The 22970-nt window shown below is 69.0% G+C and carries 21 protein-coding genes and 2 pseudogenes; 12 read left to right on the top strand and 11 right to left on the bottom strand.

The window, feature by feature from the left end; all coding sequences use genetic code 11:
- Window positions 1–130 precede the first annotated feature (130 nt).
- Entirely contained in the window at window positions 131–1177 is a 1047-nt protein-coding gene (gene mgrA / locus ACFV0T_RS20200; protein ID WP_385780638.1) for an L-glyceraldehyde 3-phosphate reductase, read from the bottom strand.
- 353 nt (window positions 1178–1530) lie between these two features.
- Between mgrA and ACFV0T_RS20195 the strand changes: the two genes are divergently transcribed.
- Entirely contained in the window at window positions 1531–1908 is a 378-nt protein-coding gene (locus tag ACFV0T_RS20195) for a formate/nitrite transporter family protein (protein ID WP_385780635.1), read from the top strand.
- Between the two features lie 223 nt (window positions 1909–2131).
- Here ACFV0T_RS20195 and ACFV0T_RS20190 read toward each other — a convergent pair whose 3' ends face one another.
- The 3 genes from ACFV0T_RS20190 to ACFV0T_RS20180 all read right to left on the bottom strand — a co-directional run bounded on the left by ACFV0T_RS20190 (window position 2132) and on the right by ACFV0T_RS20180 (window position 3941).
- Window positions 2132–2854: a Type 1 glutamine amidotransferase-like domain-containing protein gene (locus tag ACFV0T_RS20190; RefSeq protein WP_385780632.1), complete on the bottom strand. Its 723-nt coding sequence runs from the start codon at window positions 2852–2854 to the stop codon at window positions 2132–2134.
- Between the two features lie 194 nt (window positions 2855–3048).
- Window positions 3049–3309, bottom strand: a complete 261-nt coding sequence (locus ACFV0T_RS20185; protein ID WP_385780629.1) for a hypothetical protein — start codon at window positions 3307–3309, stop codon at window positions 3049–3051.
- A complete protein-coding gene (locus tag ACFV0T_RS20180; protein WP_385780626.1) occupies window positions 3306–3941 on the bottom strand; it encodes an AAA family ATPase in 636 nt (211 codons plus the stop codon). The genes ACFV0T_RS20185 and ACFV0T_RS20180 overlap by 4 nt, the downstream gene beginning before the upstream one ends.
- 229 nt (window positions 3942–4170) lie before the next feature.
- Between ACFV0T_RS20180 and ACFV0T_RS20175 the strand changes: the two genes are divergently transcribed.
- Window positions 4171–4623: a VOC family protein gene (locus ACFV0T_RS20175; protein WP_385780623.1), complete on the top strand. Its 453-nt coding sequence runs from the start codon at window positions 4171–4173 to the stop codon at window positions 4621–4623.
- A gap of 156 nt (window positions 4624–4779) precedes the next feature.
- On the opposite strand, the gene ACFV0T_RS20170 is transcribed toward ACFV0T_RS20175, so the two are convergent.
- On the bottom strand, window positions 4780–5742 hold the full coding sequence (locus tag ACFV0T_RS20170) for a DUF5996 family protein (protein ID WP_385780621.1): 963 nt from the start codon (window positions 5740–5742) through the stop codon (window positions 4780–4782).
- A gap of 222 nt (window positions 5743–5964) precedes the next feature.
- Between ACFV0T_RS20170 and ACFV0T_RS20165 the strand changes: the two genes are divergently transcribed.
- From ACFV0T_RS20165 to ACFV0T_RS20145, 5 genes are all read left to right on the top strand, one after another.
- Window positions 5965–6192, top strand: coding sequence for a hypothetical protein (locus tag ACFV0T_RS20165; RefSeq protein WP_385780618.1), 228 nt, complete (start codon window positions 5965–5967; stop codon window positions 6190–6192).
- A 55-nt stretch (window positions 6193–6247) separates the two neighbouring features.
- Window positions 6248–7006 (top strand): pirin family protein, encoded by a 759-nt coding sequence (locus tag ACFV0T_RS20160; RefSeq protein WP_385780810.1) that lies wholly within the window; start codon window positions 6248–6250, stop codon window positions 7004–7006.
- Window positions 7007–7207: 201 nt separating this feature from the next.
- Complete coding sequence (locus tag ACFV0T_RS20155; protein WP_385780616.1) at window positions 7208–7966, top strand: carbonic anhydrase; 759 nt, start codon at window positions 7208–7210, stop codon at window positions 7964–7966.
- Window positions 7967–8166: 200 nt separating this feature from the next.
- Window positions 8167–8769: an NAD(P)H:quinone oxidoreductase gene (gene wrbA / locus ACFV0T_RS20150; RefSeq protein WP_385780613.1), complete on the top strand. Its 603-nt coding sequence runs from the start codon at window positions 8167–8169 to the stop codon at window positions 8767–8769.
- A gap of 333 nt (window positions 8770–9102) precedes the next feature.
- A complete protein-coding gene (locus ACFV0T_RS20145; RefSeq protein WP_385780610.1) occupies window positions 9103–12561 on the top strand; it encodes a phosphodiester glycosidase family protein in 3459 nt (1152 codons plus the stop codon).
- Between the two features lie 133 nt (window positions 12562–12694).
- Here ACFV0T_RS20145 and ACFV0T_RS20140 read toward each other — a convergent pair whose 3' ends face one another.
- From ACFV0T_RS20140 to ACFV0T_RS20130, 3 genes are all read right to left on the bottom strand, one after another.
- Window positions 12695–13642 (bottom strand): YihY/virulence factor BrkB family protein, encoded by a 948-nt coding sequence (locus ACFV0T_RS20140; RefSeq protein ID WP_385780607.1) that lies wholly within the window; start codon window positions 13640–13642, stop codon window positions 12695–12697.
- Window positions 13632–13799, bottom strand: coding sequence for a hypothetical protein (locus ACFV0T_RS20135; RefSeq protein ID WP_385780604.1), 168 nt, complete (start codon window positions 13797–13799; stop codon window positions 13632–13634). The genes ACFV0T_RS20140 and ACFV0T_RS20135 overlap by 11 nt, the downstream gene beginning before the upstream one ends.
- Before the next feature lie 171 nt (window positions 13800–13970).
- A complete protein-coding gene (locus ACFV0T_RS20130) occupies window positions 13971–14150 on the bottom strand; it encodes a DUF6480 family protein (protein WP_385780602.1) in 180 nt (59 codons plus the stop codon).
- A 411-nt stretch (window positions 14151–14561) separates the two neighbouring features.
- Here ACFV0T_RS20130 and ACFV0T_RS20125 point away from each other — a divergent pair, with 411 nt between their 5' ends.
- The 4 genes and pseudogenes from ACFV0T_RS20125 to ACFV0T_RS20110 all read left to right on the top strand — a co-directional run bounded on the left by ACFV0T_RS20125 (window position 14562) and on the right by ACFV0T_RS20110 (window position 17525).
- Window positions 14562–15203 carry a superoxide dismutase gene (locus tag ACFV0T_RS20125; RefSeq protein ID WP_385780600.1) on the top strand — a complete coding sequence of 214 codons (642 nt, stop codon included), beginning with the start codon at window positions 14562–14564 and terminating at the stop codon, window positions 15201–15203.
- Between the two features lie 267 nt (window positions 15204–15470).
- Window positions 15471–16133 (top strand): annotated as a pseudogene (locus ACFV0T_RS20120) (cytochrome c biogenesis protein CcdA); the annotation flags it as partial.
- A gap of 77 nt (window positions 16134–16210) precedes the next feature.
- Window positions 16211–16459 (top strand): annotated as a pseudogene (locus ACFV0T_RS20115) (cytochrome c biogenesis protein DipZ); the annotation flags it as partial.
- A gap of 322 nt (window positions 16460–16781) precedes the next feature.
- Entirely contained in the window at window positions 16782–17525 is a 744-nt protein-coding gene (locus ACFV0T_RS20110; RefSeq protein WP_385780597.1) for an alpha/beta family hydrolase, read from the top strand.
- A gap of 58 nt (window positions 17526–17583) precedes the next feature.
- On the opposite strand, the gene ACFV0T_RS20105 is transcribed toward ACFV0T_RS20110, so the two are convergent.
- Window positions 17584–18576 carry a LacI family DNA-binding transcriptional regulator gene (locus tag ACFV0T_RS20105; RefSeq protein ID WP_385780594.1) on the bottom strand — a complete coding sequence of 331 codons (993 nt, stop codon included), beginning with the start codon at window positions 18574–18576 and terminating at the stop codon, window positions 17584–17586.
- 123 nt (window positions 18577–18699) lie between these two features.
- Between ACFV0T_RS20105 and ACFV0T_RS20100 the strand changes: the two genes are divergently transcribed.
- Window positions 18700–19524, top strand: a complete 825-nt coding sequence (locus tag ACFV0T_RS20100; RefSeq protein ID WP_385780591.1) for a transglutaminase — start codon at window positions 18700–18702, stop codon at window positions 19522–19524.
- Between the two features lie 263 nt (window positions 19525–19787).
- Here ACFV0T_RS20100 and ACFV0T_RS20095 read toward each other — a convergent pair whose 3' ends face one another.
- Together ACFV0T_RS20095 and ACFV0T_RS20090 are read right to left on the bottom strand one after the other, a co-directional pair.
- Window positions 19788–21227, bottom strand: a complete 1440-nt coding sequence (locus ACFV0T_RS20095; RefSeq protein WP_385780588.1) for a 3-hydroxybutyrate oligomer hydrolase family protein — start codon at window positions 21225–21227, stop codon at window positions 19788–19790.
- Between the two features lie 268 nt (window positions 21228–21495).
- The gene (locus ACFV0T_RS20090) at window positions 21496–22968 is read right to left on the bottom strand and encodes a PHB depolymerase family esterase (protein WP_385780585.1); all 1473 of its coding nucleotides are present in this window, start codon (window positions 22966–22968) and stop codon (window positions 21496–21498) included.
- Window positions 22969–22970 lie beyond the last annotated feature (2 nt).

Genomic DNA, 22970 nt, shown 5'->3' with positions numbered 1-22970 from the left:
GAGCCCCCCCGCTGTGTCCATGCTGGGCACAGCCTACGCCCGGCGGCGCACGTCCCCTTCGAGACTAAGGCCGGTGGGGCGCCGTACCCGCGGCCCAGGCGCCCTACCCGCGTCAGGGGTTCACGGGCGGTCAGTCGAGGCTGCCCGTGCGGGCCTGCTGCCACAGGTCGACGCTGCCTTCGATGATCGCGTGCTTGTCGATGTCCGCGAGTTCCTCGTCGGTGAAGGAGAGGTTGTCGAGGGCGGCGACGTTCTGCTCCAGCTGCTCGACGCGGGACGCGCCGATGACGAGAGAGGTGACGCGTTCGTCGCGCAGTGCCCAGGCGAGCGCCATCTGGGCCAGGCTCTGGCCCCGGCGGGCGGCGATGTCGTTGAGGGCGCGGAGTCGGGGCAGGGTGTCCTCGTCGAGCCAGCTCGTGCTGAAGGACTTGTCCTGGGTGGCGCGGGACCCCTCGGGGATGCCGTCGAGGTACCGGCCGGTGAGCAGTCCCTGGGCCAGCGCGGTGAAGCCGATGACGCCGAAGCCCTCGTCGGCGGCGGCGTCGAGCAGGCCCTCGGTCTCGATCCACCGGTTGAGCATGTTGTACGACGGCTGGTGGATCAGCAGAGGCGTGCCCAGCTCGCGGAGGATCGCCGCGGCCTGCCGGGAGCGTTCGGCGTCGTAGGAGGAGATGCCGACGTAGAGCGCCTTGCCCTGACGCACCGCGGTGTCCAGCGCGGTCATGGTCTCTTCCAGCGGGGTGGAGGCGTCCAGCCGGTGGGAGTAGAAGATGTCGACGTACTCCAGGCCCATGCGCTGGAGGGACTGGTCGAGCGAGGCGAGGACGTACTTGCGCGAGCCGCCGCCCTGGCCGTAGGGGCCCGGCCACATGTCCCAGCCGGCCTTGGTGGAGATCACCATCTCGTCCCGGTAGGGCGCCAGGTCCTGCCGCATGATCTTGCCGAAGTTGATCTCGGCGGCACCGTACGGCGGCCCGTAGTTGTTGGCCAGGTCGTGGTGGGTGATCCCGAGGTCGAAGGCGCGCAGCGCGATCTGGCGCTGGGCCTCGAACGGCTTGTCGTCGCCGAAGTTGTGCCAGTAGCCCAACGACAGGACCGGCAGGTCGAGCCCGGAGCGTCCGGTGCGCCGGTACTGCATGGTGCCGTCGTAACGGTTGGCGTCCGCGACGTGGTGCATGAGGGATCTCCGTGACGCTGAGGGCGGTATGCCCTGATGAGGGGTGCTCCTTCATCCTGGCGCGCCGTCCGAGGGTAAGTCCAATAGGAGCGGCTCATGACACTGAGCGCCGCGGCTTCTTATTGAGCTGTGGAGCCTGCCCGTGCGTGGTCGGTCACGTATGGAACAGTTCCTGAACGACTTCTTCACGCGGTGGGCGATCCGCGACCGGACTTGGCTCGGTCGTCGAAGACTTTGCTGGTGATTGAAGGTTCATTGACTGTGACTTACGTCGAATTGGTATTGGTATCGGCATTTCCATTCCGGCTTCCGTGATGTGAAGGTCAACCCTATTTATCCCAGAGTGTAAGGCGGTGGAGTCGGGCACCGCCCTGTTCTTCCGCGGGGTGCTCCGCACCTTCCTGGTCTGCCTCGGCGTGGGGATGGCGGCGCGGACCAGGTCCGACGGCGCCAAGCTCGTGCTGATCTTCTGGGCTCTGCTCGCGTTCGTCGGCTCGGGCTTCGAGCACGTCGTGGCCAACATGACGTACTACTCGCTCGGCATGTTGGAGCACGTGCCGGGCGCGACAGCCGCCGGCTTCGCCCGCAACCTGCTGCGGGTGGGACTTGGCAACCTCGGCGGCGGCGGCCTGCTCGTCGGCGCGGCCCACGGCTTCATGGGCCGCGGTACGCCGAAGAAGCCCGTCGACGATCCCACCACCGTCGAAGCGCCGGAGACGGTCTCCGTCTGAGCCGTGCTGAACTCGGGGGCGCGGACAGGCCCCGGCCTCAGACACCGGCTCCCCACCAGCCGCGGGCGTCGGGCGAGCGATGTCTGCCGGCGCGCCCGCGCAAGCTACGCTCCGACACCACGCCGGGACGCCCGACGCTGCCCCGTCGGGATGCTGCCTCGTAGGGACGGCCTCGGCGTAGCCCCGGAGTTCCGGGGCGAGAGGGGCCCGCGGCGAAGAGGCGTCACCGACCCTCGGCGAGCAAGCGGCACGGCAGGGCCCGCTCCTTCGCTCCGCGCTCCCCGTCCGGCTCGACCCGGTACAGGTGGGCCCGTGGCGTGCGACTCACGGCCTCGGTCAGGAGGCCGTCCGTGAAGAGGGCGCCGACGCCGTCCTCCAGCGCCCATCCGGGGGCGAGGGCACCCGTGGCGACAGCCGCTCGGTAGGAGGAGCGGCGGCCCGGTTCGGTGTCGTAGTGCGGGCAGACCGAGCCGGACAACAGGCCCAGCCCGTCGGGCAGAAACGTCAGCGGTCCGAAGGAATCGGTATGCGACCCTTCGGCCCAACAGTTGGCGCCGGCGCTGATGCCGCACAGGAGGGTGCCGCGGTCGTAGGCCTCGCGCAGCAACCGGTCCACTCCGTGCACACGCCAGACCGCCAGCAGGTTCGCCGTGTTGCCGCCGCCTACGTACACGACATCCTGCGACAGCAGTAACGTACGCAGGGCGTCGTCGTCGAGCTCTCTGCGGAACAACGGCAGGACACCGGGCTCGCAGTCGCGCGACCGGAACGCGGCGAGGAACCGTTCGAGGTAGGCCGGGGCGTCCCCACTGGCCGTGGGGACGAAGCACACCTTGGGCCGGGGAGCGCGTGCGTGACCGAGCACCCAGTCGTCCAGCAGGCCGTCGTCGTCCGTGGAGAAGCCGCCCCCGAGCAGAGCCAGACGACGCACGGGAACGACAGCCACGGGAACGCCTCCTCGGCACACGAGCCCACGACCACGAGAGTGGACGGTGCCACGAACAATGCCGGGCCGCCGACTGCCTCCGCAATCGCAGGGCACGGACGGCCTCGGGCTGAGGTCGAGGAGAAACGCTGAGAAACGCTGAGAAACGCTGAGAAACGAAGGGAATCGAGGTGAGGGGAAGGCCCCGTGGACCGTCAGGTGCGGCTGTCCGCGCCGGACGACGACCTCGGGGGAGTGAACACTGTCAGGAGGTGCAGGGCGGTCGTGCAGGTGGTGGCCAGCAGGGCGATCGCCGGTGCCGTCCAGCGGTCCAGGTTGCGCAGGACTTCCGGTTCGAGCTCGATGGTGATGCGGACGAATCTGCTGTTGAGCGTGGTGACTTTGGCGGTGCGAGGTGCCGGTTCCGCCTGGTCGCGTTGCAGGGCCGCGCGGTAGTTGTTCTTGCGCTGGTTCATGCGGCTTCCTGACGCTTGAGGAGTTCGTTGGCGAGATCCATGTAGGCCGTTCCCTGGACACGGACCGGGCCGCCGAAGGACTGGGAGTACAAGTCCAGCCGGGCGATCTGGGTGTCGAGTACGTCGAAGCCGCGTTCCGCGAGCACTTCCCGGGCGTCGGCGTCGGGACCGGTGCGGGTGGCGTCGGGGCGGTTGGTGCGGTTGAGCAGCACGGCGGTACGCGCCGGCCGGGCACGAAGCGACTGTACGTCGGCCATCTCGGTCTGGATCGGGGCCATCCGGTCCAGTTCGATCGGCGCCGGGGTGACGGGCACGATCCATTCGTTGGCGTGGCGCATGACGCTGCGGGAGATACGGGCGTGGTCCTCCATCTGCGGTGCGTCGTGCACCACGGTCTGGCGCCCACCGAGGAAGTCGTCGATGCGGTCATGCACGTCGCCCACCGGAAGGGCGATCACGGGGAAGGGGAAGCCGCCGGCGAGTTCACTCCAGCGCAGGGCGGAACCGGCCGGGTCGCCGTCGACGAGCAGTGGGGGCAACCCCAGCTCGTACAGGGCATGAGCCAGCCAGACAGCACTGGTGGTCTTCCCGACTCCGGGCTTCAGGTTGACGAACGCACAGCTCAGCAGCACGTTCGTCAGGGTATTGAGCCAGTGCCGTCCATATCGTCCGGCGCGCGGACGGGGCGTCAGTTTCACCCGCGGGGCCGCAGCCGGCGGGGCGGGCACCGTGACGACCGGGACCCGCCACCGACTGGGACTGAGCGGCGGAGTAGCTCCCCTCCCTGCCGTGTCTATCCGTCCGCACGGACGACTCTTCGCCATCATCAGAGGAGGTGTCCGCCTCGCTTGGAGCTTCCTCATGCACCATGACGGCCTTCCCGCCCCCGATACGGGGCTCGTCCTGACCCACTTCCTGACCGTGGCCGACGTAGCTCGTTCCCGGGCCTTCTATACGGACGTTCTGGGCGGCGAGGTCGTGCTCGCCGAGAATCCCTGCATCGTCCGCCTCGCCAATGGGTGGATCATCATGAATCCCGGTGGTGGCCCCACCCCGGACAAACCCGACGTCACCCTGCGACCACCCACCGACCTGAACACCGCCACCAGCTTCCTGAACATCCGTGTCGCCGACATTCAGACGTGTTACCGCGAGTGGAGCGCCAAGGGCGCCCGGTTCCTCACCCCTCCCATCGACCGCAAGGCCGAGGTGCGGTGCTATCTGCGCGACCCGGACGGCTATCTCATCGAAGTAGGACAGGCCACCGGCATGCTCCACGGCACCTTCGCGGATCCGCCCGCGGGGACACGCTGAACGGCGTGCACCTGAGCCGCCATTGACTTTGATTGCGACTTCGACTTCGACGGGCTGTTCTCGACGTGGGCTGACGTGGGCTGACGTGGGCTGACGTGGGCTGACGTGGGCTGACGTGGCCGAGCAACGGCGACGAATACGCCGCAATCACCGTTCCTACCGGGACCGTTCCGACATGTGCCGCTGTTCCTCCCACCGTCGAGGGTCCGTTTCCAGCTCGTCCCGGTCCCAGTCGCCGCATCGTGCGGCGGCCGCGTAGGTGGACTGAAGGAACTCCATCAGGACGGAGTCAGGGTCACCGGAGGTGCGTACGGCCTCGTACGGCAGGATGAACTGGCTGTATTCCCCGCTGTAGAACGCGTCGGCCGGGGATACCGGGGACTTCGCGAAGCCGTCCGGTTCTGGATAGCCGTAGGAGTAGAACGCGCCCTCCTCGCCGCCGCCCGGCCAGAAACCACAGCTGCTCAACTCCCGTGAGTAACTCTCGACCATCACCCAGTCACCACAGCTCGGCACACCGCCGGGGTGCGGGGGAGCCGAGCGCCCGGAGAACCGTGTGCACGCCAGATCCATGGCTCCCCAGAAGAAGTGCACCGGACTGACCTTGCCGACGAAGTGCGCGCGGAACTCACCCATGACGCGGTCGGCCTGGAGCAGTTGTCGCCAGAACAGATGGGCGGCGGTGGCATCGTAGGAGGTATGCCGATGATCCTCGGCGAAGGGGATCGCTTGCTCCACTTCGTTCGGGCGCGACTGGATGACCACATCTATGCCCAGGTCGTGCAGCGCGCGCATGGTCTCGTCGTAGAACCGGGCCACCGACTTGGGCTCCATGCTCACGGAGCGGGTGGCGCCGCCACTGTCGCGGATCCGCATCTGGTGGTCGACAAAGTCGAACTCGATATCGAAAGCGCCGAACTGGTGAGGGATCGCCGAGGTCCCCAATCCGCGCGGAGTGACATAGAGCGTCGCCTGCCACCAGTGGTTGAGGAGGGGAGCGTAAGCGAGACGTACCTTGCCCACGATCTGGATCCACATGTGCAGGGTGTCCCGGGTTTCGACCCAGTCGGTCACCCGCAATGTCGGCCACGCCTGATCCTTCGATCGCTGAATTGCCATGTCCGTATCTCCCACTGCGCGTCGCGCCGTCGGGACCATGGGGAGTCCGGGGAACCGCTTTCGCGGTCCTACCGGCCTGAGGCCCGGAGGGGGAGGCCGTCAATCGTGAGGCCGCCGTCCGGTCTCCCTGCCGCAGGGCACCATCTCCATCATGCGCTCTTGCCGTTGTTCACGCGCGGCAACTCGGGTCGCGACTGGCGAAGCGTCAGGGTGCCCTTTAGCGTGGAGCTGTCGATCGGCGCCACGGGAGGCTCAGTGGATGATCTCCAGTACAAGATGATCATGGCGTTGAACGCCGCCGACATCGGCGCACCTCTTTGTGAGCAGGTGGCCGGGATCTGCGCCGAGATCGCGGATCAGCACTGCGCTCAGCTTCATGTCGACGGTCGTACGTCCGGTGACGCCGTGCCCGAGATCCCGATGCCGGTGGCGTCGAGGAGCAAGTTGTGACCGGCCCCACGGGTACGGCGACGGGTACGGAGGGGGAGCCGCGGTGACCTCGGCCATGCAACCGACTGTCGATGTGCGACGCAGTGACGATCGCTTCAAAACAGAGCTGTCGTGGCTCGACTCGAAGCACTCGTTCTCTTTTTCGCGCCACTTCGATCCCCAGAACACTCATCACGGCGTACTGCTGGTGAACAACGACGACATCGTCACCGCGGGAACCGGATTCGAGACGCATCCACACCAGGACATGGAAATCGTCACCTGGGTGCTGCAGGGGTCTTTGGTGCATCAGGACTCCACCGGACACTCCGGATTGATCTATCCCGGCCTGGCTCAACGGATGAGCGCGGGCACGGGAATCCTGCATTCGGAGAAGAACGACTCGTGGCGTCTGGAGGGCGGCAGCACCCATGCCGACCCTGTGCACTTCGTGCAGATGTGGGTGGTGCCTGACGAGGCGGGAATCACTCCCGGATACGAGCAGGTGGAGATCGACGCCGACGTGTTGGACAGCGGCCTGACCACCGTCGCCTCCGGCATGGACAAGCACTCCGACTCCTCCGCCATCCGCATCCGGAACAAGTACGCCGCACTGCACGCCGCGCGGATTCCCGCGACCGGCTCCGTCACGCTGCCCGAGGCGCCCTTCCTCCACCTGTTCGTGGCACGGGGGGACGTCACGCTGGAAGGTGAGGGGGCGCTGGCCGAAGGTGATTCGGTGCGCTTCACGGCGACCGGCGGGCAGAAGGTCTTCGCCGAACAGCCCGCGGAGATCCTCGTGTGGGAGATGCACGCCAGTGTCAGGGACTGGTAGTCGAGTCGCTGTCCGAGGCCGACCGGTCCGCTGAGTCCGGCCTCCCGGCCCCCGGCGGGCGGCCGGTCGCTCAAGGCGTCGGCCGAGCCGGGCGTTGTAGGCCGTGGGTGGCGAATCGGCCGGCGCCCGCTCGCGCCTGCCGACAGGCCGCCCGCACCATGCCGAACAATCCCCCTCGTGGCACACGAAGGGGAACGACCCATGGACACAGCGGGATTCTCGGGCCGCAGGGCGCTGCTGGCCGGCGCGGTCGCGAGCGCCACGACGGTGCTTGCGGGCTGCTCCTCGACCAGCGCCGCCACATCGGCGACCAGCGCCACGCCGGAGGCGATGACCAGCAGCACGTCGAAAGCCGGGCAGCTGACGCCCGCGGCGGCGTTCGCGAGACTGGTGGAAGGCAACAAGCGCTGGGTGAACGGAGACCTCCAGCATCCTGACCGGGACCCGAACCGGCGTGAGTTCGTGGCCCAGCAACAGGAGCCGTTCGGGTCGATCCTGTCGTGCATCGACTCCCGAGTGCCGCCTGAGCTACTTTTCGACACCGGGCTCGGGGACCTCTTCGTGATGCGCACGGGCGGGGAGGCGATCGAGCCGGTGGTCACCGGTTCTGTGGAGTACGGACCCATGACGAGTGGGACCCCGCTCATCGTCGTTCTCGGTCATCAGCGCTGCGGGGCGGTCGAGGCCGCGTACAAGTCCCTTCGTGACGACAAGCCACTGCCCGGCAGCCTGCAGGCGATCGTCAAGGCTCTGCAACCGGCCTACGAGGAGGCGGTCCGCCAAGGAGGGGACGACCCGGTGGAGACCATGGCCCGCGCCCAGGTCGAGCTGACCGCGAACGATCTGCGCACCAACCAGGATCTCGCCCCGCTCGTGAGCAAGGGCGCCCTCGCCGTGGTCGGTGCCTACTACTCACTCGACACCGGCAAGGTGGAGGTCCTGACCGGCGCCCCTTCCTGACCGAGCGGAGATCGCACTCCGGCTGAAAGCCCCACGGCGGACGGGTCACCGGTTCGCCGACGGCGTCGAGCGGTGGCCAGGGCGTCAGCGACGGGTGGCGAACGCGCTCTCCGTACACGGGGGATGAAGTCGGGCAAAGCCGGAAAAAGGATCTAAGGGTTGATATCTTCTCCGTGGTCCATCAGGAACGGGAGCAAACTGTGAGTGTTCGTGTTGCGGTGATCTACTACAGCGCCACCGGAAACGTCCACCAGCTCGCCCAATCGGTGGCGAACGGTGCCGCGAGCACTGGAGCGGAGGTGCGGCTACGGCGCGTTCACGAACTCGCGCCCGACACCGCGATCAACGGGAATCCCGCCTGGCGTACGCACGTCGACGCGACCAAGGACTCCGTACAGGAGGCGACCTTGGCCGACCTCGAATGGGCGACCGCCTACGCCTTCGGCACGCCGACCCGCTTCGGCAACGCATCGGCCCAGTTGAAGGAGTTCATCGACAGGACCGGCGGTCTGTGGCAGGCCGGAGTGTTCCACAACAAGCCGGCCACGAGCTTCACCTCGGCCATGAACCGCCATGGTGGGCAGGAGTCGACGGTGCTGTCCCTGAACAACGTCTTCTATCACTGGGGCTGCATCATCGTGCCGCCCGGGTACACGGATCCGCTGCTCTACGCGGCGGGCGGTAACCCTTACGGAACCAGTTGGCCGAGCGGTGGCGGGGAGGGTCCCGATCAGGCGACGCTCGCCGCGGCCGACTACCAGGGAAGGCACCTGGCGGACATCGCGGAGCGACTTCGCGGCTGAGCCGAGAACTCCCGCGGCGGGCGACAGGCGGCAGGGGTGTATCCGAGCGCGCGGTGGCGGCCGCCGTGACGCTGACCCGACGCATCACGGAGTCAAGGGGGCACGGTCGGGATCCGTCGGCGCCGGGCGCACGCTCGATGCCGCAGCCCCAGGTCAACGGCCTCTGGGCGCTCCGCGTCCGACGGTGAACGTGACTTGAATGGATTCGTCTGGGGTGGCATCTGATGGTCATCTGTGCCACTCGGAATGGAAACGTGTGGTCCGCCCTGCGGGTGTGCGGTGTTTGTGCATGTCGGTGACCCACCGGCGTGCATGTCCGTAGGAAAGCACGTAATGACACTTCAGACGAACAAAACGAAGAGAACCATGGGGGTCGGCTTCCGCCGTACCGCCGTGGCGACCGCGGTGGCGATGGCGCTCGCCGGTGCCGTGACCGGAGCGGGAACCGCGTTCGGTTCCGCCGAGGACACGTCCGCAGACAGCCAGACGGCGGGCCGGAACTGGCTCCCGGACACACCGGAGAACTGGCCGACGGTGGTGGACTACACCCGTACGCCGGCCGAGACCGTCACCCGCGGTCTGCAGCACTACAGCGAGACGTACGACACCGTCGGCGGCCGCCAGCACATCCAGGTGCTCGCGGCCGACCTCGGTGACTCGAACCTCCGGGTCGGCATGGTCCAGGCCGGTGACACCATCACCAACCCGGCTGACGAGACCCCGTCGTCCATGGCGCACCGCACGCACGCGGTGGCCGGCGTCAACGGCGACTACTTCGAGATCCACGCCAGCGGACGCCCGCTCGGCGGCATCATGACCAACGGGCGACTGCTGAAGAGCCCCAAGCCGGGCTTCGCCTCCCAGTTGGGCATCAAGCCCGACGGCACCATGGTGATGGGCCCGGAGACCTTCTCCGGCACGATCACCGCCGGTTCCGCGACCCGCGCGCTCTCCTCGGTGAACACCGTGAACGACGTGGCGTCCGGCGGGATCACCGAGGTCACCCCCGACCTCGGCGAGACCCCGGGTCTGTCCAAGCCGTCCACCCTGGTGCTCGGCCACGTCGCCGACGGCGGCTTCGTCGTCGACAGCGTGCAGACCGGCGTCACCACCGTGCCGCGGCTCTCCGACGACCAGCGCGGTCTGCTCGGTGCCGGTGACGGCGGGCAGTGGCTGTCCGACAACCTGCACACCGGCGACACGGTGGGCATCGCGACCCACCTTGCCCCCGACAACGATGTCACCCAGCTGATCAGCGGCGTCGACACGCTGGTGAAGGACGGCAAGGTCTACAAGGACCCGACCGGCACCCCGCCGGGCGGAGCCAACCCGGAGACCGCCGTCGGCGTCACCAAGGACGGCAAGCACGCCGTCGTCGTCGCCGTCGACGGCCACGGCGGAGCCTCCACCGCCTTCGGCGTGACCCGCGACGAGGTCGCCGGCTACATGGTCGCCCACGGCGCCTACAGCGCGATGCTGTTCGACGGTGGCGGTTCCACCGGCATGGTCAGCCGCGCACCCGGCGCCGACCAGGCCGAGGTCGTCAACACGCCTTCCGACCTGCCCGGCAACACCGAGCGTCCGGTCGCCAACGGCATCTTCTTCTACTCCACCGCCAAGGAGTCCGGACCGGCCGTCAAGGTCGTGGTGAACGGCGGCAAGACGGTCACCACCGTCGCCGGCGGCTCCATCCCGCTCCCTGTGCACTCCCTCGACCGGTTCGCCAATCCGTCGGCCGGCCAGGTCCGCGTCGAGGTCGTGCCCTCGTCCCTGGCCTCGTACGAGGACGGCAAGCTCACCCCGCACCGCGCGGGTGAGGGCCGGATCGTCGCCTTCAACGGCAAGGCCTGGACGTCCGAGAAGCTCGAGGTCGTCAGCAAGCTCGAGACCCTCACGGTCTCGCCCGACAAGGCCGACCTCGACAACGGCGCCACCCAGCAGCTCACTCTGACCGGCACCGTCAAGGGCGGCGGCGAGGTGCAGATCCCCGCCGAGGCCGCCAAGTGGAAGGTCACCCCGGACAAGCTGGGCGACGTCGACTCGCACGGCCTGTTCACCGCGAGCACCGACAACGGCGGTCTCGCCGAGGCGAGCGCGCAGGTCGCCGGAGCCACCGGCACCACCTCGATCGCCGTGGGCAGCGTCAGCAAGGTCATCGACCCGGTGACCAGCCTCGACAACTGGCGGCTGAGCAACAACACCACCGGCAAGCCCGCCGCCCTGGTCGCCGACCCGGGCGTCGTCCCGCCGGGCTCCACCGAGTCCGGCTCGCTGCGGCTCGACTACTCGATGCCGGCCGCGTCCGGCGTCAAGCAGCTGGTGCTCTCGCCCCGGGTCACCCTGAAGACCGACACCAACAACGGCCAGGTCCCCACCGCCATCGGCGTGTGGATCAAGGGTGACGGCAACGGCATCGAGCTCGCCGAGAAGTACATCGGCGTCAACGGCTCGTCCACCACGCTCTACCCGACGTACGTCACCTGGAAGGACTGGCACCTGGCGGTCGCGCAGCTGCCGGCGGGTATGCAGTTCCCGCTGACCATCAGCTTCATCGACTTCCTGGCGATCAGCCCGAGCACCGCCTACAGCGGCTCGCTCAACGTCGCGGGCCTGCAGGCGCTGTACTCGCCGCGACCGGTCACGGCGCCCGAGTACCACGCGATCCCGCAGAACCCGAAGTGGCTCTCTTACGAGGAGGACTCCGCCGACTTCGACAAGCGCGGCACGACCCTGCTCGCCGGCGACGACGCGCACCTGCTCGCGAACGACCCGGGCTCGGTCAGCAGCAACGTGATGGACTCCATCGCCAAGCGCCTGCCCACCCTGAGCCCGCAGGCCCGGCCGGACGCCGCCCAGTTCCTCGGCGACATGCCCGACGACGGCAAGCTGGTGGACCTGCAGTTCGCCAAGTCCAAGATGGACGCCCTCGGCATCCCCGCGCGCGACATCGTCGGCAACCACGAGATCACCCAGGGCGCCGACTCCGAGAACGGCAACTTCAGCGACACCTTCGGCGACACGCACTACACCTACACCCAGGGTGCGGCGCGGATGATCGTCACCGACAACTCGCACGGCAGCCTGCAGTCCTCGGACCCGTTCCAGAACCCCGCGGGCGTGCAGTACCCGTGGCTGGTCCAGCAGCTGACGGACACCACGGCCAAGGACGTGCTGGTCATCACCCACATGCCGGCCTACGACCCGCACCCGGCCGCGAACAGCCAGTTCACGGACCGCTGGGAGGCGCGGATGTACCTGCGGCTGGTGCAGCGCTTCCAGGAGACGCACCCGAAGCAGCACGTGATCATGATGTACGGTCACGCCCGCGGTTTCGCCGAGCAGATCCTCAACCCCGAGGGCGAGCAGGTGACCACCGCCGAGGGCGGCATCCCGCAGTTCACCTTCGCGGACCTCGGCATGCCCGCCTACGCCCCGGCCGAACAGGGTGGCATCTACCACTTCGGTCTGATCCGGATCGGCAACGACGGTGACCTGCAGTACAGCGTCGAGCCCGCTCTCGCCTCGATCAAGGTCACGGGCCCCAAGGACCCGATCGCTCGCGGCGACCGCGTCACCCTGACCGCGACCGGCGACCAGATCGCCGGCGACAACATCGCACCGCTCACCATCCCGATCGCGGCGCCGGCCTCCCACGTCTGGAGTTCCAGCAACCCGAAGGTCGCCTCGGTGGACCCCTCCACCGGCGCCCTGACCGCCCACCGCTCCGGAACCGTCACCATCTCGGTGACCTCCGGCGGCATCACGGGCGACGCCCAGGTCATCGTTCAGTGACCTGACCCGGTAAGGCGGGGTGTCCGGGACGACCGGGCACCCCGTCGGCGTTTCGAGGGACGACCGGTTCGGCGGCCTTCCTCAAGGGGCCGCCGGCCGAGCTGGACCGCATCGGCGCGTACGGAGTTCACGGCTACGGTCCGTCGGAGGGGTGAGCGGAATCGGTGTGCTCCGACGCCGCCGCTTCCTTGCTGAGTTCGGCGGTGAACTGGGCGCCGGTGAGCAGAGCCAGGTTGGACAGCCACAGCCAGATCAGGAAGACCACGACGCCCGCGAGGGACCCGTAGAGCCTGCTGTAGGTGCTCAGGGCGGAGGCGTAGACGGCGAAACCCGCGGAGACGGCGAGCCACAGGCTGGCCGCCAGGGCGCCGCCCGGCAGACTGCGCCTGCGCGCCGGTACCGGTCCGGTGTGGAAGACGACGACGACCAACAGCCCCACCAGGCAGAGCAGAAGGGGCCAGCGCAGCACCCCCCACGCCCAGGCGGCCACCACGTCGAGCCCGATCAGGCGGCCTACGGCCTCGGCGACCGGACCGGTCAGCAGCAGCAACAGGGCGCTGAAGAGGAGCAGCCCCAGCAGCGCGAGAGCGGTGAGCACGATGCGGTGGGCCTTGCGCCAAGGGGAGCGGCGGTCGGTCACGTGGTGCATCCGGTTCAGGGCGCGGCGGAAGACGGCGAGGTAACTGCACGCGGACCACAGCGCGCTCACGGTGCAGGCGCAGAGCAGCGTCCAGGCGGCCGAGTCGTCGTGCAGCGTGCGGGTCAGCACGTTGTGCAGCTCGATCCCCGATTGTCCGGGGGCGTAGGTGGTCACCTGGGTGATGAATTCCGCGGCCGTTTCCGGGCTGATCAGGCTGAAGGCGATGACGATGACCAGCAGGGAGGGCAGCACGGCCAGGATGGAGTAGTAGGTGAGGGCGGCCGCGTAGTCGGAAATGTCGTCGCGCCACATGGACACCGGTGTGCGGCGCAGAACGGGCCACCAGTGGGGGGACGGCCGGATACGGCCGCGGGTCGGCGCGAGCGCGGCCAGGGCAGGCGGACGGCGGTCGGCCGAGGCGGACTGGGACTCAGCGGACATGCGACCTACCGCGCGGGCTCGTACCGATCTGGACATGGGTGTGCATGGTACGGGGGCTTGTGGCGGACTCGGCCTGCGCGGCGAGCGCGGTGTGTGCGGGAGGGGTGACCTGCGCGAAGCGGAACCGTCCGGGTGCCGATCCGACTGAGTCGACCACGGTTCGCTCCTTTCGGTGGACCCGCGCGGTGCCGGTCCAACCCTTCGGCGTCGGAGTTCCGACTGGAAGGCGAGGAGCCTCGCCGCCGCGGGGATAGGGGTGACGAGGCTCCCTCGTGCGTGTGCCCCGGCTGATGCGGCTCAGTCCCTCTCCGCCGGTTGTGCGTACGACTCATAGATCGATCATGCGCACCACGAAGAAGGCGGCGATGAGTGCGCAGCCGATCACGATGAGGGACAGCCAGACGTACGGGTGTTCCCAAACGCCGCCGTCCGGTCGCTCGACGTGGGCTTCGGCGGTCGATCCTTCGGCGGGGGGTGTCTCACCGGGAGGGTGCAGTGGTTCCGTCATCGTTCCACCTCTCATGCTGGGTCGATTTCTGGACGCCCGCGCCCGACGTCGTCCGGGCGGCGCGCTCCAGGCAGGGGACGCGCATCCCGGACGACGACGTCGTGCGGTGGGAGCCGGGCGATGCCGTAGATCCGTAGGAATCTACTCATACTGCTCTATTCGGTTCTGGCGTCGTGATCGGATGCAGCTGGACGACGATGTGGCCGTCCCGGCGCCGCCCTGATCGCGGAGGTGCGGCCGAACGGCTCGTGTGTCCCGGGTCGAGGAGAAGCGGACGGCGGGGCTGGCGCAGGCGCCCTCCCGGGGCGACACGGCCCGCAGTCCTAGGTCCGATGCCTGATCGATACGACGGCTTACTGCTGTTAGCGTGCAGCTGCACATCATTCGCAATTATGTCGGAGGACGTTGGACATGCCGGTGTACACGCTCCCGGAGCTTCCGTACGACTACGCGGCGCTCGCCCCGGTCATCAGCCCCGAGATCATCGAGCTGCATCACGACAAGCACCACGCGGCCTACGTGAAGGGCGCGAACGACACGCTGGAGCAACTCGCGGATGCGCGGGACAAGGAGTCGTGGGGCTCGATCAACGGGCTGGAGAAGAACCTGGCCTTCCACCTCTCCGGGCACATCCTGCACAGCATCTACTGGCACAACATGACCGGCGACGGTGGCGGCGAGCCACTGGCGGCGGACGGGGTGGGTGAGCTGGCGGACGCCATCGCCGAGTCGTTCGGCTCCTACGCGGGTTTCAAGGCGCAGCTCACCAAGGCCGCCGCGACCACCCAGGGCTCGGGCTGGGGTGTGCTCGCCTACGAGCCGCTCAGCGGGCGTCTGATCGTCGAGCAGGTCTACGACCATCAGGGCAACGTCTGCCAGGGCTCCACCCCGATCCTGGTCTTCGACGCCTGGGAGCACGCCTTCTACCTCCAGTACAAGAACCAGAAGGTCGACTTCATCGACGCCATGTGGGCCGTCGTCAACTGGCAGGACGTGGCGAGGCGTTACGCAGCCGCCAAGGAGCGCGGCGACAGCCTGCTCCTCGCGCCGTGACACCGTAGCCACGAGCGCTCGGACGCCCTGCCCGTGAGCGTCTTCTCACCCGTCACCGGCAGGCGGCACAACGTGGGGCTCCTCCAGGCGAATTGCCGGGGGAGCTCCTTCGCCGCTGTGGCTGACGCTCGGCCGTGGGGCAGGCAGGGGCTCGCGCCGTCGGCCCGCGAGCGGTCGGCGCGCCGGACCAATCCGCAGGGGCGAACAGCTTCGGACCATGAGTGAGCGGGCCGCAACGGCCGGACTTCACTTCGGAGGCTGCATCGCGTGATCAACGTGGTTCTGACCGGACTGCTCGGCGGGCTGATCACCGCCGTGTCCCCATGCGTCCTCCCCGTGTTGCCCGTCGTGTTCCTGGCGGGAGGTCCTGGCACCGACACCCCACCGGAGCGGGCGGGCAGAGCTTCTTCGGCCGCGTCCGCCGAAGGCCGGGAGTCGGGCGCTCCGGCCCCCGCCGAGGGCCGGGAGGGACCCTGTGTCCCAGCCGCCGCCGAGGGCGGGGGCATCCGCGTCGGGACGCGGCCCGCACCGCCGGCCCGACGGCGCGATCGCAGGCCCTGCGCCGTGGTCGCGGGGCTGGTGCTCAGCTTCAGCTTCTTCACCCTGCTCGGCGTGACGACCATCTCGGCGCTGGGTCTGCCGAAGGACATCCCGCGCTACGTGGGGCTCGTCCTCCTGGTGCTCATCGGGCTCGGCCTGGTCTTCCCCGCCGTGGAGCGTGTGCTGGAAAAGCCGTTCGCGCGCATCCCGCAGCGGCAGGTCGACAAGGACGGGAGCGCCTTCGTCCTGGGGCTGGGCCTCGGACTGCTGTACGCGCCGTGTGCCGGTCCCGTGCCGGCGGCGATCACGGTGGCGGGTACCCGTGGTGAACTCGGCGTCGACGTCGGCGCGTTGACCGTCTCCTTCGCGATCGGCACGGCACTTCCCCTGCTGGTCTTCGCGCTGGCGGGTCGCAGGGTGGCCGAACGGGTCGGCGCCTTCCGCAAGCCGTCGACGGCAAGGCGGCGATCTGCCGCTTCCCGGCCACGATTCTCCTCAACAGGCTTTCCCTGGCGGGCACCTGGACCGCCGGCTACGAGCACTTCACCGCGGGCGCCGGCGCCCGCCTCGCGTTCACGTACCGGGCCAAGAACGTCAATCTGGTCCTCGCCGGCAAGGGCTCGGTCACCGTGCTGGTCGACGGCAAGGGCGCCAGGACCCCGCACATCGACGGGACACCCACCATGCACCGTCTCGTAGACGACGAGGCCGCGCGTCAGGCCCGGCCGGAGAGCCGCGTCACTCCCGGAATCCAGGCATTCGCGTTCACGTTCGGACAGGTCCGTCAGCTACCGCCCCCGTCAGCTACCGTCTGTCAGTTCTCGCCCGAGACCCAGCCTCCTTCTTGTCCCGCTCGTGTCCCGCTCATGTCCTCGGTGACGGCGCGTCGGCGGTGGGTGCCCATGCCAGTGGTGATGTCTGACATCGTCATGCACAGCAGTGCCGGGGCGCGGCCGAGCCGTCGCCTGAGCAACGACGGCTCCCCAGGGGGCCGTCGGTGTGAGGGACTGCGCGCGTCGGAAGAGAACGAGGGATGACATGCCCGGATACCCGGTTGCCGGCTCGGAGCCGAGAGCCGCCCTCGTGGTGCGGCACCGCCCGGAGACGGTGCGTGCCGCGGTGTTCACGCTGCACGGGGGACGTCCGGACGGCCGGCAGGTCTCCCGGCCCTGGCACCTCGAGGCGCTGCGGATGCGTCCGGTGCTGCGCGCCGCGGCGGAGGGGCTTCCCCTGCACCATGTGCTGCTGGGGCAGGTGCGCTACCGCTACCGCGGCTGGAACGGCGGCGACCCGGTCGAAGACGCCTTCGCGGCACTGTCGTCCCTCGGCGTGCTGAGCGGGGACGTCCCCGTCGTCCTGGTGGGGCATTCGATGGGCGCACGCACCGCGCTGCGGGCGGCGGCCCATCCCGCGGTCCGTGGCGTACTCGCGCTCGCTCCCTGGGTGCCGCCCGGTGAACCGGTGAACCATCTGCGGGGCAAAAGCGTCGTCGTCCTCCACGGCGACCGGGACCGGGTCACCCGGGCTGCCGATTCGGCCGACTTCGTGTTCCGCGCACGTGACGCGGGCGCCCGGTCCGGCATCGTCCTCATCGGCCACGGCGATCACGCGATGCTGCGCCGCTCGCGCACCTGGCACCGGTTGACCGCCCAGGTCGTGGGGGATCTGATGCGTTCCGACGCCAGGTGCGGGGGTATCGCCGCGACGAGCTTCGCGGCCACCGTTCCCCTCGTCCTCGCCCAGTGGAACCGACGCGGCGCCGCCCCGGCGGCACCACGGTGAGGGGCCTGGCCGCCGGACGGTCCGCCGGGCAGTCCGCCGGCCGGACAGCTCGGCGGACTCAGGTCGACGCCCGGGCCACGAAATCGGCTGACACATACGCCGTGCGCGGGTCGCTCCGCCCGTCGATCTGCTCGAGCAGGAGAAGGGCCGCGATCCGTCCGACTTCGTGTGCCGGGTAGCGGATCGTGGTCAGGCGGGGCCGGACGAGCGTCGCGAAGTCGATGTCGTCGTGCCCCACCAGGGCCACATCGCCCGGGATGTCGAGGCCCAGTCGGTCGGCCATGTCCATCGCGCCGACCGCCGTGACGTCGTTCACGCACAGCACCGCCTCCGGCGGACGCCGGGAGCGCATGAGGTGCCGGAATCCCTGTGCCCCCGCCGCGCGCGTGTGCTCACCGTGGACGATGTGCTCCTGCGAGACCCGGAGTCCCGCGGCGGCGGCATGAGTTCTGATGCGGTCCAGCCGGGGATCCCCGCCGGTGGCGTCACGAGGCCCGGCGACGACACCGATGCGGCGGCGTCCGGAGTCGGCCACGTGCCGTATCGCTTCCCGGACGGCGTCTTCCGCGTCGGGAGTCACGAGGTCGACCTCCCCGAACGCGATGTCCGCACTGACGACAACAGGAACCGCCGCACTGCGGAGCGCCTCGAAGGCCTGGGTGGAAAGCCGGAACGGCGTCATGATCACGCCGGCGAAACGCTGTTGCATCGCCTCTCGCAGGAGCGCCTGTTCCTCGGCGAGTTGAGCCCCCGTGTTGCACACGACGACGTGATACTCCCGCCCCCGCAGCTCGTCCTGTAAGGAACGCGCGAGCAGTGCGTAGAAGGGGTTGGAGATGTCGGGGACGATCAGAGCGACCATCATGGACCTGCCGGTACGCAGGCTGCGGGCGACCGGGTTGAGACTGAACCCGAGCCGGTCGATGGCCGATTGAACCGATCTGCGGGTCTCCTCCGTCACGGGACGCTTCCCGCTCAGCACGTACGAAACCGTCGCCGATGACACTCCCGCAGCCCGCGCGACATCGTGCATGGTCACTCGCTGCTGCATGGTGGCACGCTCCTTCATCGACCACGACTCTACGGGCGCCCACTCCGACGAGAGGAACAACTTCGCTCACCGGTTGAGTCAAAGGCGTCACAAAGCGACCACGGCTGCCTACACTCGGTGGCTATGGCTGACCTCGTAATCGATTACCTTCATCCTGGACCGTTCACCACCATCGACCCAGGTCAGTTCTGGCTCCTCCAGGGCATGACCGATGATCCGTTGGCGATATGTGCCGCCGCGCAGGCCCTGGTCGTCCTGCCGGGTGAAGCGTCGGCACTCGGTGTTCCCGGGCGCAGGTCGGAGGAACAGAGCATCCGGCCTGTCCGCGATCTCATGGCGATCCTGGCCAAGCGCCTGCCCGAACCCCTTCACCACCCGCGGTCGCCCGCCGCGAGAGTGGTCGGAACGAGCCGTCACTCGGCCACTCTCGCCTGTGCGCTGTTGCAGTCCAAGGGCTATGCCGCCCGGGCCAGATGCGGCTTCAGCACCCGACTCGGCCAGGGAGTGCTCGAAGACCAATGGACCACGGAGTTCTGGAGTTCCGGTGAGCAACGCTGGATCCGCGTGAACCCTGGCCGGCCGCACCACGGCCGCACGGCCGAAGTCCTTTCGGCACAGTCGTTCCTGACGGGTGGTGAGGTGTGGCAACGCTTCCGGAGCGGACACCTCGACACGCCGGCGTTCGGAGCCGACGGGGACGACTTCACACGCAACTCCGCCAGGATCGGAGCGAGTACGGTCCGTGATCTGGCGGCGCTCTGCCAGCTGGAGATGCTTCCCGGGGACACCTGGGGCCGTATGGCGGAAGCCCGCCAAGGCCGCATGTCCGTCGCCTACGACAACCTGATCGACGTCGTCGCCGCCGTGTGCGCCCGAGGAGAGGCAGCGGACTTGGCTCGCCTCTTTCGCGCCCCGGACCTCGCTGTTCCCCCGCATCTGATCGGCTGATCCAGCAGACCGCCAGTGAGTGTCCGGAACTGCTGGAGCCCATCGAACGACCCAGCCGTGACCCGCACACCGACGCCGTCCGCGGGGCCGACGGCGGGGTGGCCCTCTCTTTGCCGACATCGAATGCCGGGCCGCGCCGTGGACATCTTCGTACCGCCTCCGCGGACCGCGAGTTGTGGCCGGTACCGGTCCAGCGTCGAGGGCAGAACCTGACGGGCCCAGTCCGAGGTGTCCGCCGCTCCCGCCCCCAGACGCGAGACACGCTATCCCAGGCGGCAGTCGGTGAGCAGCGTCGCGGGATCCGCCTCCGCCGGGCGCTCGACGGTGTGGTCCGCCGGAGGGCGGCCCTTGCCGCTCAGCCACCGTTCCAATGCGGTGAAGGCCGAGCGATGGCAGGGGACCATCGGTCGGAGTTTGCCGGGGAAGACGTCGACGAGGGAGTCCGTGTGCGTACCGTCCGCGATGCGGTAGTAGCGCAGCAGGGCGCCCCGTCCGGCTCCGTGCACCATACGGGCGTAGACGTCGGAGTCCTGGCTGATGGGCAGCAGCACGTCGAGAGTGCCTTGCAGCGTGACGAGCGGCTTGCCGATACGCCCGGTCAGGGCGATGCGGTCGACGGCACGGTGGACCGAGGGCGGCCGGGTGGCGTAGTCGTAGTCGGCGTCGCAGCCCGGGGTGCCCGGGGCGCAGAACGGGGCGCCCGCCTCGGTCGCACCGTCGAAGCCGGGGTCGACTTCCTCGCGGTAGATGCGTTGCGTCAGATCCCAGTAGACCTGGTGGTGGTACGGCCACAGGAACTCGGAGCCCACCGGGTAACCGGCCTTGTGCATGGCCTCCAGGGCCTCTGCGGCGCCGGGGCCGTCGGCGGCGTACACGGGATAGTCGCGCAGCGCGGGTGGAAGGAAAGTGAGCAGGCCGGGGCCGTCGGAGCGCCACAGGGTGCCTTCCCAGTCCACTCCGCCGTCGTACAGCTCGGGGTGGTTCTCCAACTGCCATCGCACCAGGTAGCCGCCGTTGGACAGGCCCGTGGCGATGGTGCGGGCGGGCGGCCGGTGGTACCGCTGCGTGACGACGGCGCGGGCGGCCCGAGTGAGCTGGGTCAGGCGCGTGTTCCACTCGGCGATGGCATCACCGGGCCTGCGCCCGTCGCGGTAGAAGGTGAGCCCGGTATTGCCCTTGTCGGTGGCGGCGAAGGCGTAGCCGCGCGAGAGCACCCAGTCGGAGATCGCACGGTCGTTGGCGTACTGCTCGCGGTTGCCCGGCGTCCCGGAGACCACCAGACCGCCGTTCCAGTGGTCGGGCAGCCGGATGACGAACTGGGCGTCGTGGTTCCAGCCGTGGTTGGTGTCGGTGGTCGACGAGTCGGGGAAGTAGCCGTCGATCTGGATGCCCGGCACACCGCTCGGTGTGGCCAGGTCCAGGGGGGTGAGACCCGCGAAGTCGGCCGGGTCGGTGTGGCCGGAGGCCACCGTGCCGGCTGTGGTCAGCTCGTCCAGGCAGTCGGCCTGCTGGTGGGCCGCGCCCGGTACGCGCACCAGGGCGCGGCCGGCGCAGTGACCGCCGTCCGGTGTTCCTTGCGCGCCCGCGGCCGGTGAGGCCGCGGGGAGCAGCGAACAGACGGCCGCGAGCGACAGTGCTCCGAGGGCGGCGCGCCGCCTGAGCCGTCTGCGCGGTGGGGTGGTGACCGTGCGCGGTGGGAGCATCCGATGCCTCCGAGTCGAGTTCTGGGTCGAGTTCTGGGTCGAGTTCTGGGTCGAGTTCTGGGTCGGGTTCCGGGTCGAAATTCCGGGTCGGGTTCCGAGGCGGGTTTCAAGTCGGGTTTCAAGTCGAGCGGTGGACAGGCCGGAGGCTAGAGGCACGGTGACCGCGGGGAACATGTGTGGGCCCACCATGGCTGCGGCCCGGACAGAAGGGTCGGACACCATGGCGGGCCGTTGCACCTCACCGATTGCGACGGGTGCGGGTGTGCGATCAGGGGCAGCCGCTGTCGGCGATGGTGTAGTAGCCGGTGGGCGACTCTTTCAGGGTGTGGGTGACGAAGGTGTTGTACAGGCCCATGTTCTGGTTGGAGCCCTTGGCGTAGGTGTAGCCGCCACTGGTGGCGGCTCGTCCTGCCTGCACGTGGGCGTAGTTGCTGCCGGTGTGACAGGCGGCCACGCTGCCGCTGGTGGTGGCCGTGACCGTCCCGGAGCGGGATCCCGCCGTGCCACCGGCGTCCCGGGCGGCGACCGTGTAGGAGTGCGAGGTACCCGCGCCGAGGCCGGTGTCCGTGTACGACGTGCCGCTCGGCGTCGCGACGGGGTTGCCGTCGCGGTGGACGACGTAGTCCGCCGCACCGGTCACCGCGTTCCAGCTCAAGCCGATGCTGGTGTCCGTGACAGCGGTCGCTCTCAGCCCGGTGGGCGCGGGCAGCGAACCCGGGCCGGAGCCGTCGAGACCGAAGAACCGGGCGATCCAGTGGCTGGAGCAGATCGAGTCCAGGAAGTACGGAGCTCCGGTGGCGCCGCACTGTTCGCTGCCGGTGCCGGGATCGACCGGGGTGCCGTGGTTGATGCCGGGGACGCGGTCGACCTCGACGGCCACCGCGCCGTCGGAGGCCACGTACTCGTCGTGCTGGGTCGCGTCGGGCCCGATGGCGGAGGTACGGGTGGGGGTCTGGGACAGCCCGTGCAGTGCCGTCCACTGGTCGCGAAGCTCGGTGGCGTTGCGCGGCACGACCGTGGTGTCCTGGTCGCCGTACCAGATGGCGGTGCGCGGCCACGGCCCGGTGTACGAGGGGTTAGCGTCGCGTACCCGTTGGGCCCACTGGCTCGGGCTGAGGTCCACCCCGGGGCTCATGCACGTGTAGGGGCTGTTGTCCTTCGTGCAGTTGTAGGGCAGGCCGGCGACGACCGCGCCGGCGGAGAAGACATCGGGATAGGTGGCGAGCATGACGGCGGTCATGGCACCGCCCGCGGACAGGCCGGTGACGAAAAGACGTTGAGGATCCGCCCCGTACGCGGAGACGGCGTAGTCGGCCATCTGCCGGATCGAGAGCGTCTCGCCCTGGCCGCGCTGGTTGTCGGTGCTCTGGAACCAGTTGAAGCATTTGTTGAGGTTGTTCGAGGAGGTGGTCTCCGCGAGCACCAGCACGAACTTGTCACGGTCGGCGACCTGGACCAGTCCGGAGTTGTCCGCGTAGACCTGAGCGCTCTGTGTGCACCCGTGCAGCGCGACGATCACGGGCGGGTTCGCCGGCAGCGACGCCGGCCGGTACACGTACATGTTCAACGCGCCCGGATTCGACCCGAAGCCGGTCACACGCGTGAGCGTGACCGCGGCGTCCGCGGTGTCCACCGGACCGGCGAGAGCGGCACCGAGTACGAGCGCGACGACGGCGAGGAGGCGAGGCACGAGGCGGCCCCACCGGTGCGACGGCCGTTTCCGAGAGTGCGGGGGGTGCATGG

Source organism: Streptomyces sp. NPDC059582 (genome assembly GCF_042735715.1).
Classification (GTDB): domain Bacteria; phylum Actinomycetota; class Actinomycetes; order Streptomycetales; family Streptomycetaceae; genus Streptomyces.
This window is presented reverse-complemented; position numbering and strand designations above follow the sequence as displayed.

Coding starts and splice junctions, on each gene's coding strand:
- mgrA (WP_385780638.1), bottom strand. CDS start 1,177: ATGCACCACGTCGCGGACGCCAACCGTTACGACGGCACCATGCAGTAC.
- ACFV0T_RS20185 (WP_385780629.1), bottom strand. CDS start 3,309: ATGAACCAGCGCAAGAACAACTACCGCGCGGCCCTGCAACGCGACCAG.
- ACFV0T_RS20175 (WP_385780623.1), top strand. CDS start 4,171: ATGCACCATGACGGCCTTCCCGCCCCCGATACGGGGCTCGTCCTGACC.
- ACFV0T_RS20170 (WP_385780621.1), bottom strand. CDS start 5,742: ATGGCAATTCAGCGATCGAAGGATCAGGCGTGGCCGACATTGCGGGTG.
- ACFV0T_RS20160 (WP_385780810.1), top strand. CDS start 6,248: ATGCAACCGACTGTCGATGTGCGACGCAGTGACGATCGCTTCAAAACA.
- ACFV0T_RS20155 (WP_385780616.1), top strand. CDS start 7,208: ATGGACACAGCGGGATTCTCGGGCCGCAGGGCGCTGCTGGCCGGCGCG.
- ACFV0T_RS20145 (WP_385780610.1), top strand. CDS start 9,103: ATGACACTTCAGACGAACAAAACGAAGAGAACCATGGGGGTCGGCTTC.
- ACFV0T_RS20140 (WP_385780607.1), bottom strand. CDS start 13,642: ATGTCCGCTGAGTCCCAGTCCGCCTCGGCCGACCGCCGTCCGCCTGCC.
- ACFV0T_RS20130 (WP_385780602.1), bottom strand. CDS start 14,150: ATGACGGAACCACTGCACCCTCCCGGTGAGACACCCCCCGCCGAAGGA.
- ACFV0T_RS20125 (WP_385780600.1), top strand. CDS start 14,562: ATGCCGGTGTACACGCTCCCGGAGCTTCCGTACGACTACGCGGCGCTC.
- ACFV0T_RS20110 (WP_385780597.1), top strand. CDS start 16,782: ATGCCCGGATACCCGGTTGCCGGCTCGGAGCCGAGAGCCGCCCTCGTG.
- ACFV0T_RS20105 (WP_385780594.1), bottom strand. CDS start 18,576: ATGCAGCAGCGAGTGACCATGCACGATGTCGCGCGGGCTGCGGGAGTG.
- ACFV0T_RS20100 (WP_385780591.1), top strand. CDS start 18,700: ATGGCTGACCTCGTAATCGATTACCTTCATCCTGGACCGTTCACCACC.
- ACFV0T_RS20095 (WP_385780588.1), bottom strand. CDS start 21,227: ATGCTCCCACCGCGCACGGTCACCACCCCACCGCGCAGACGGCTCAGG.
- ACFV0T_RS20090 (WP_385780585.1), bottom strand. CDS start 22,968: ATGCACCCCCCGCACTCTCGGAAACGGCCGTCGCACCGGTGGGGCCGC.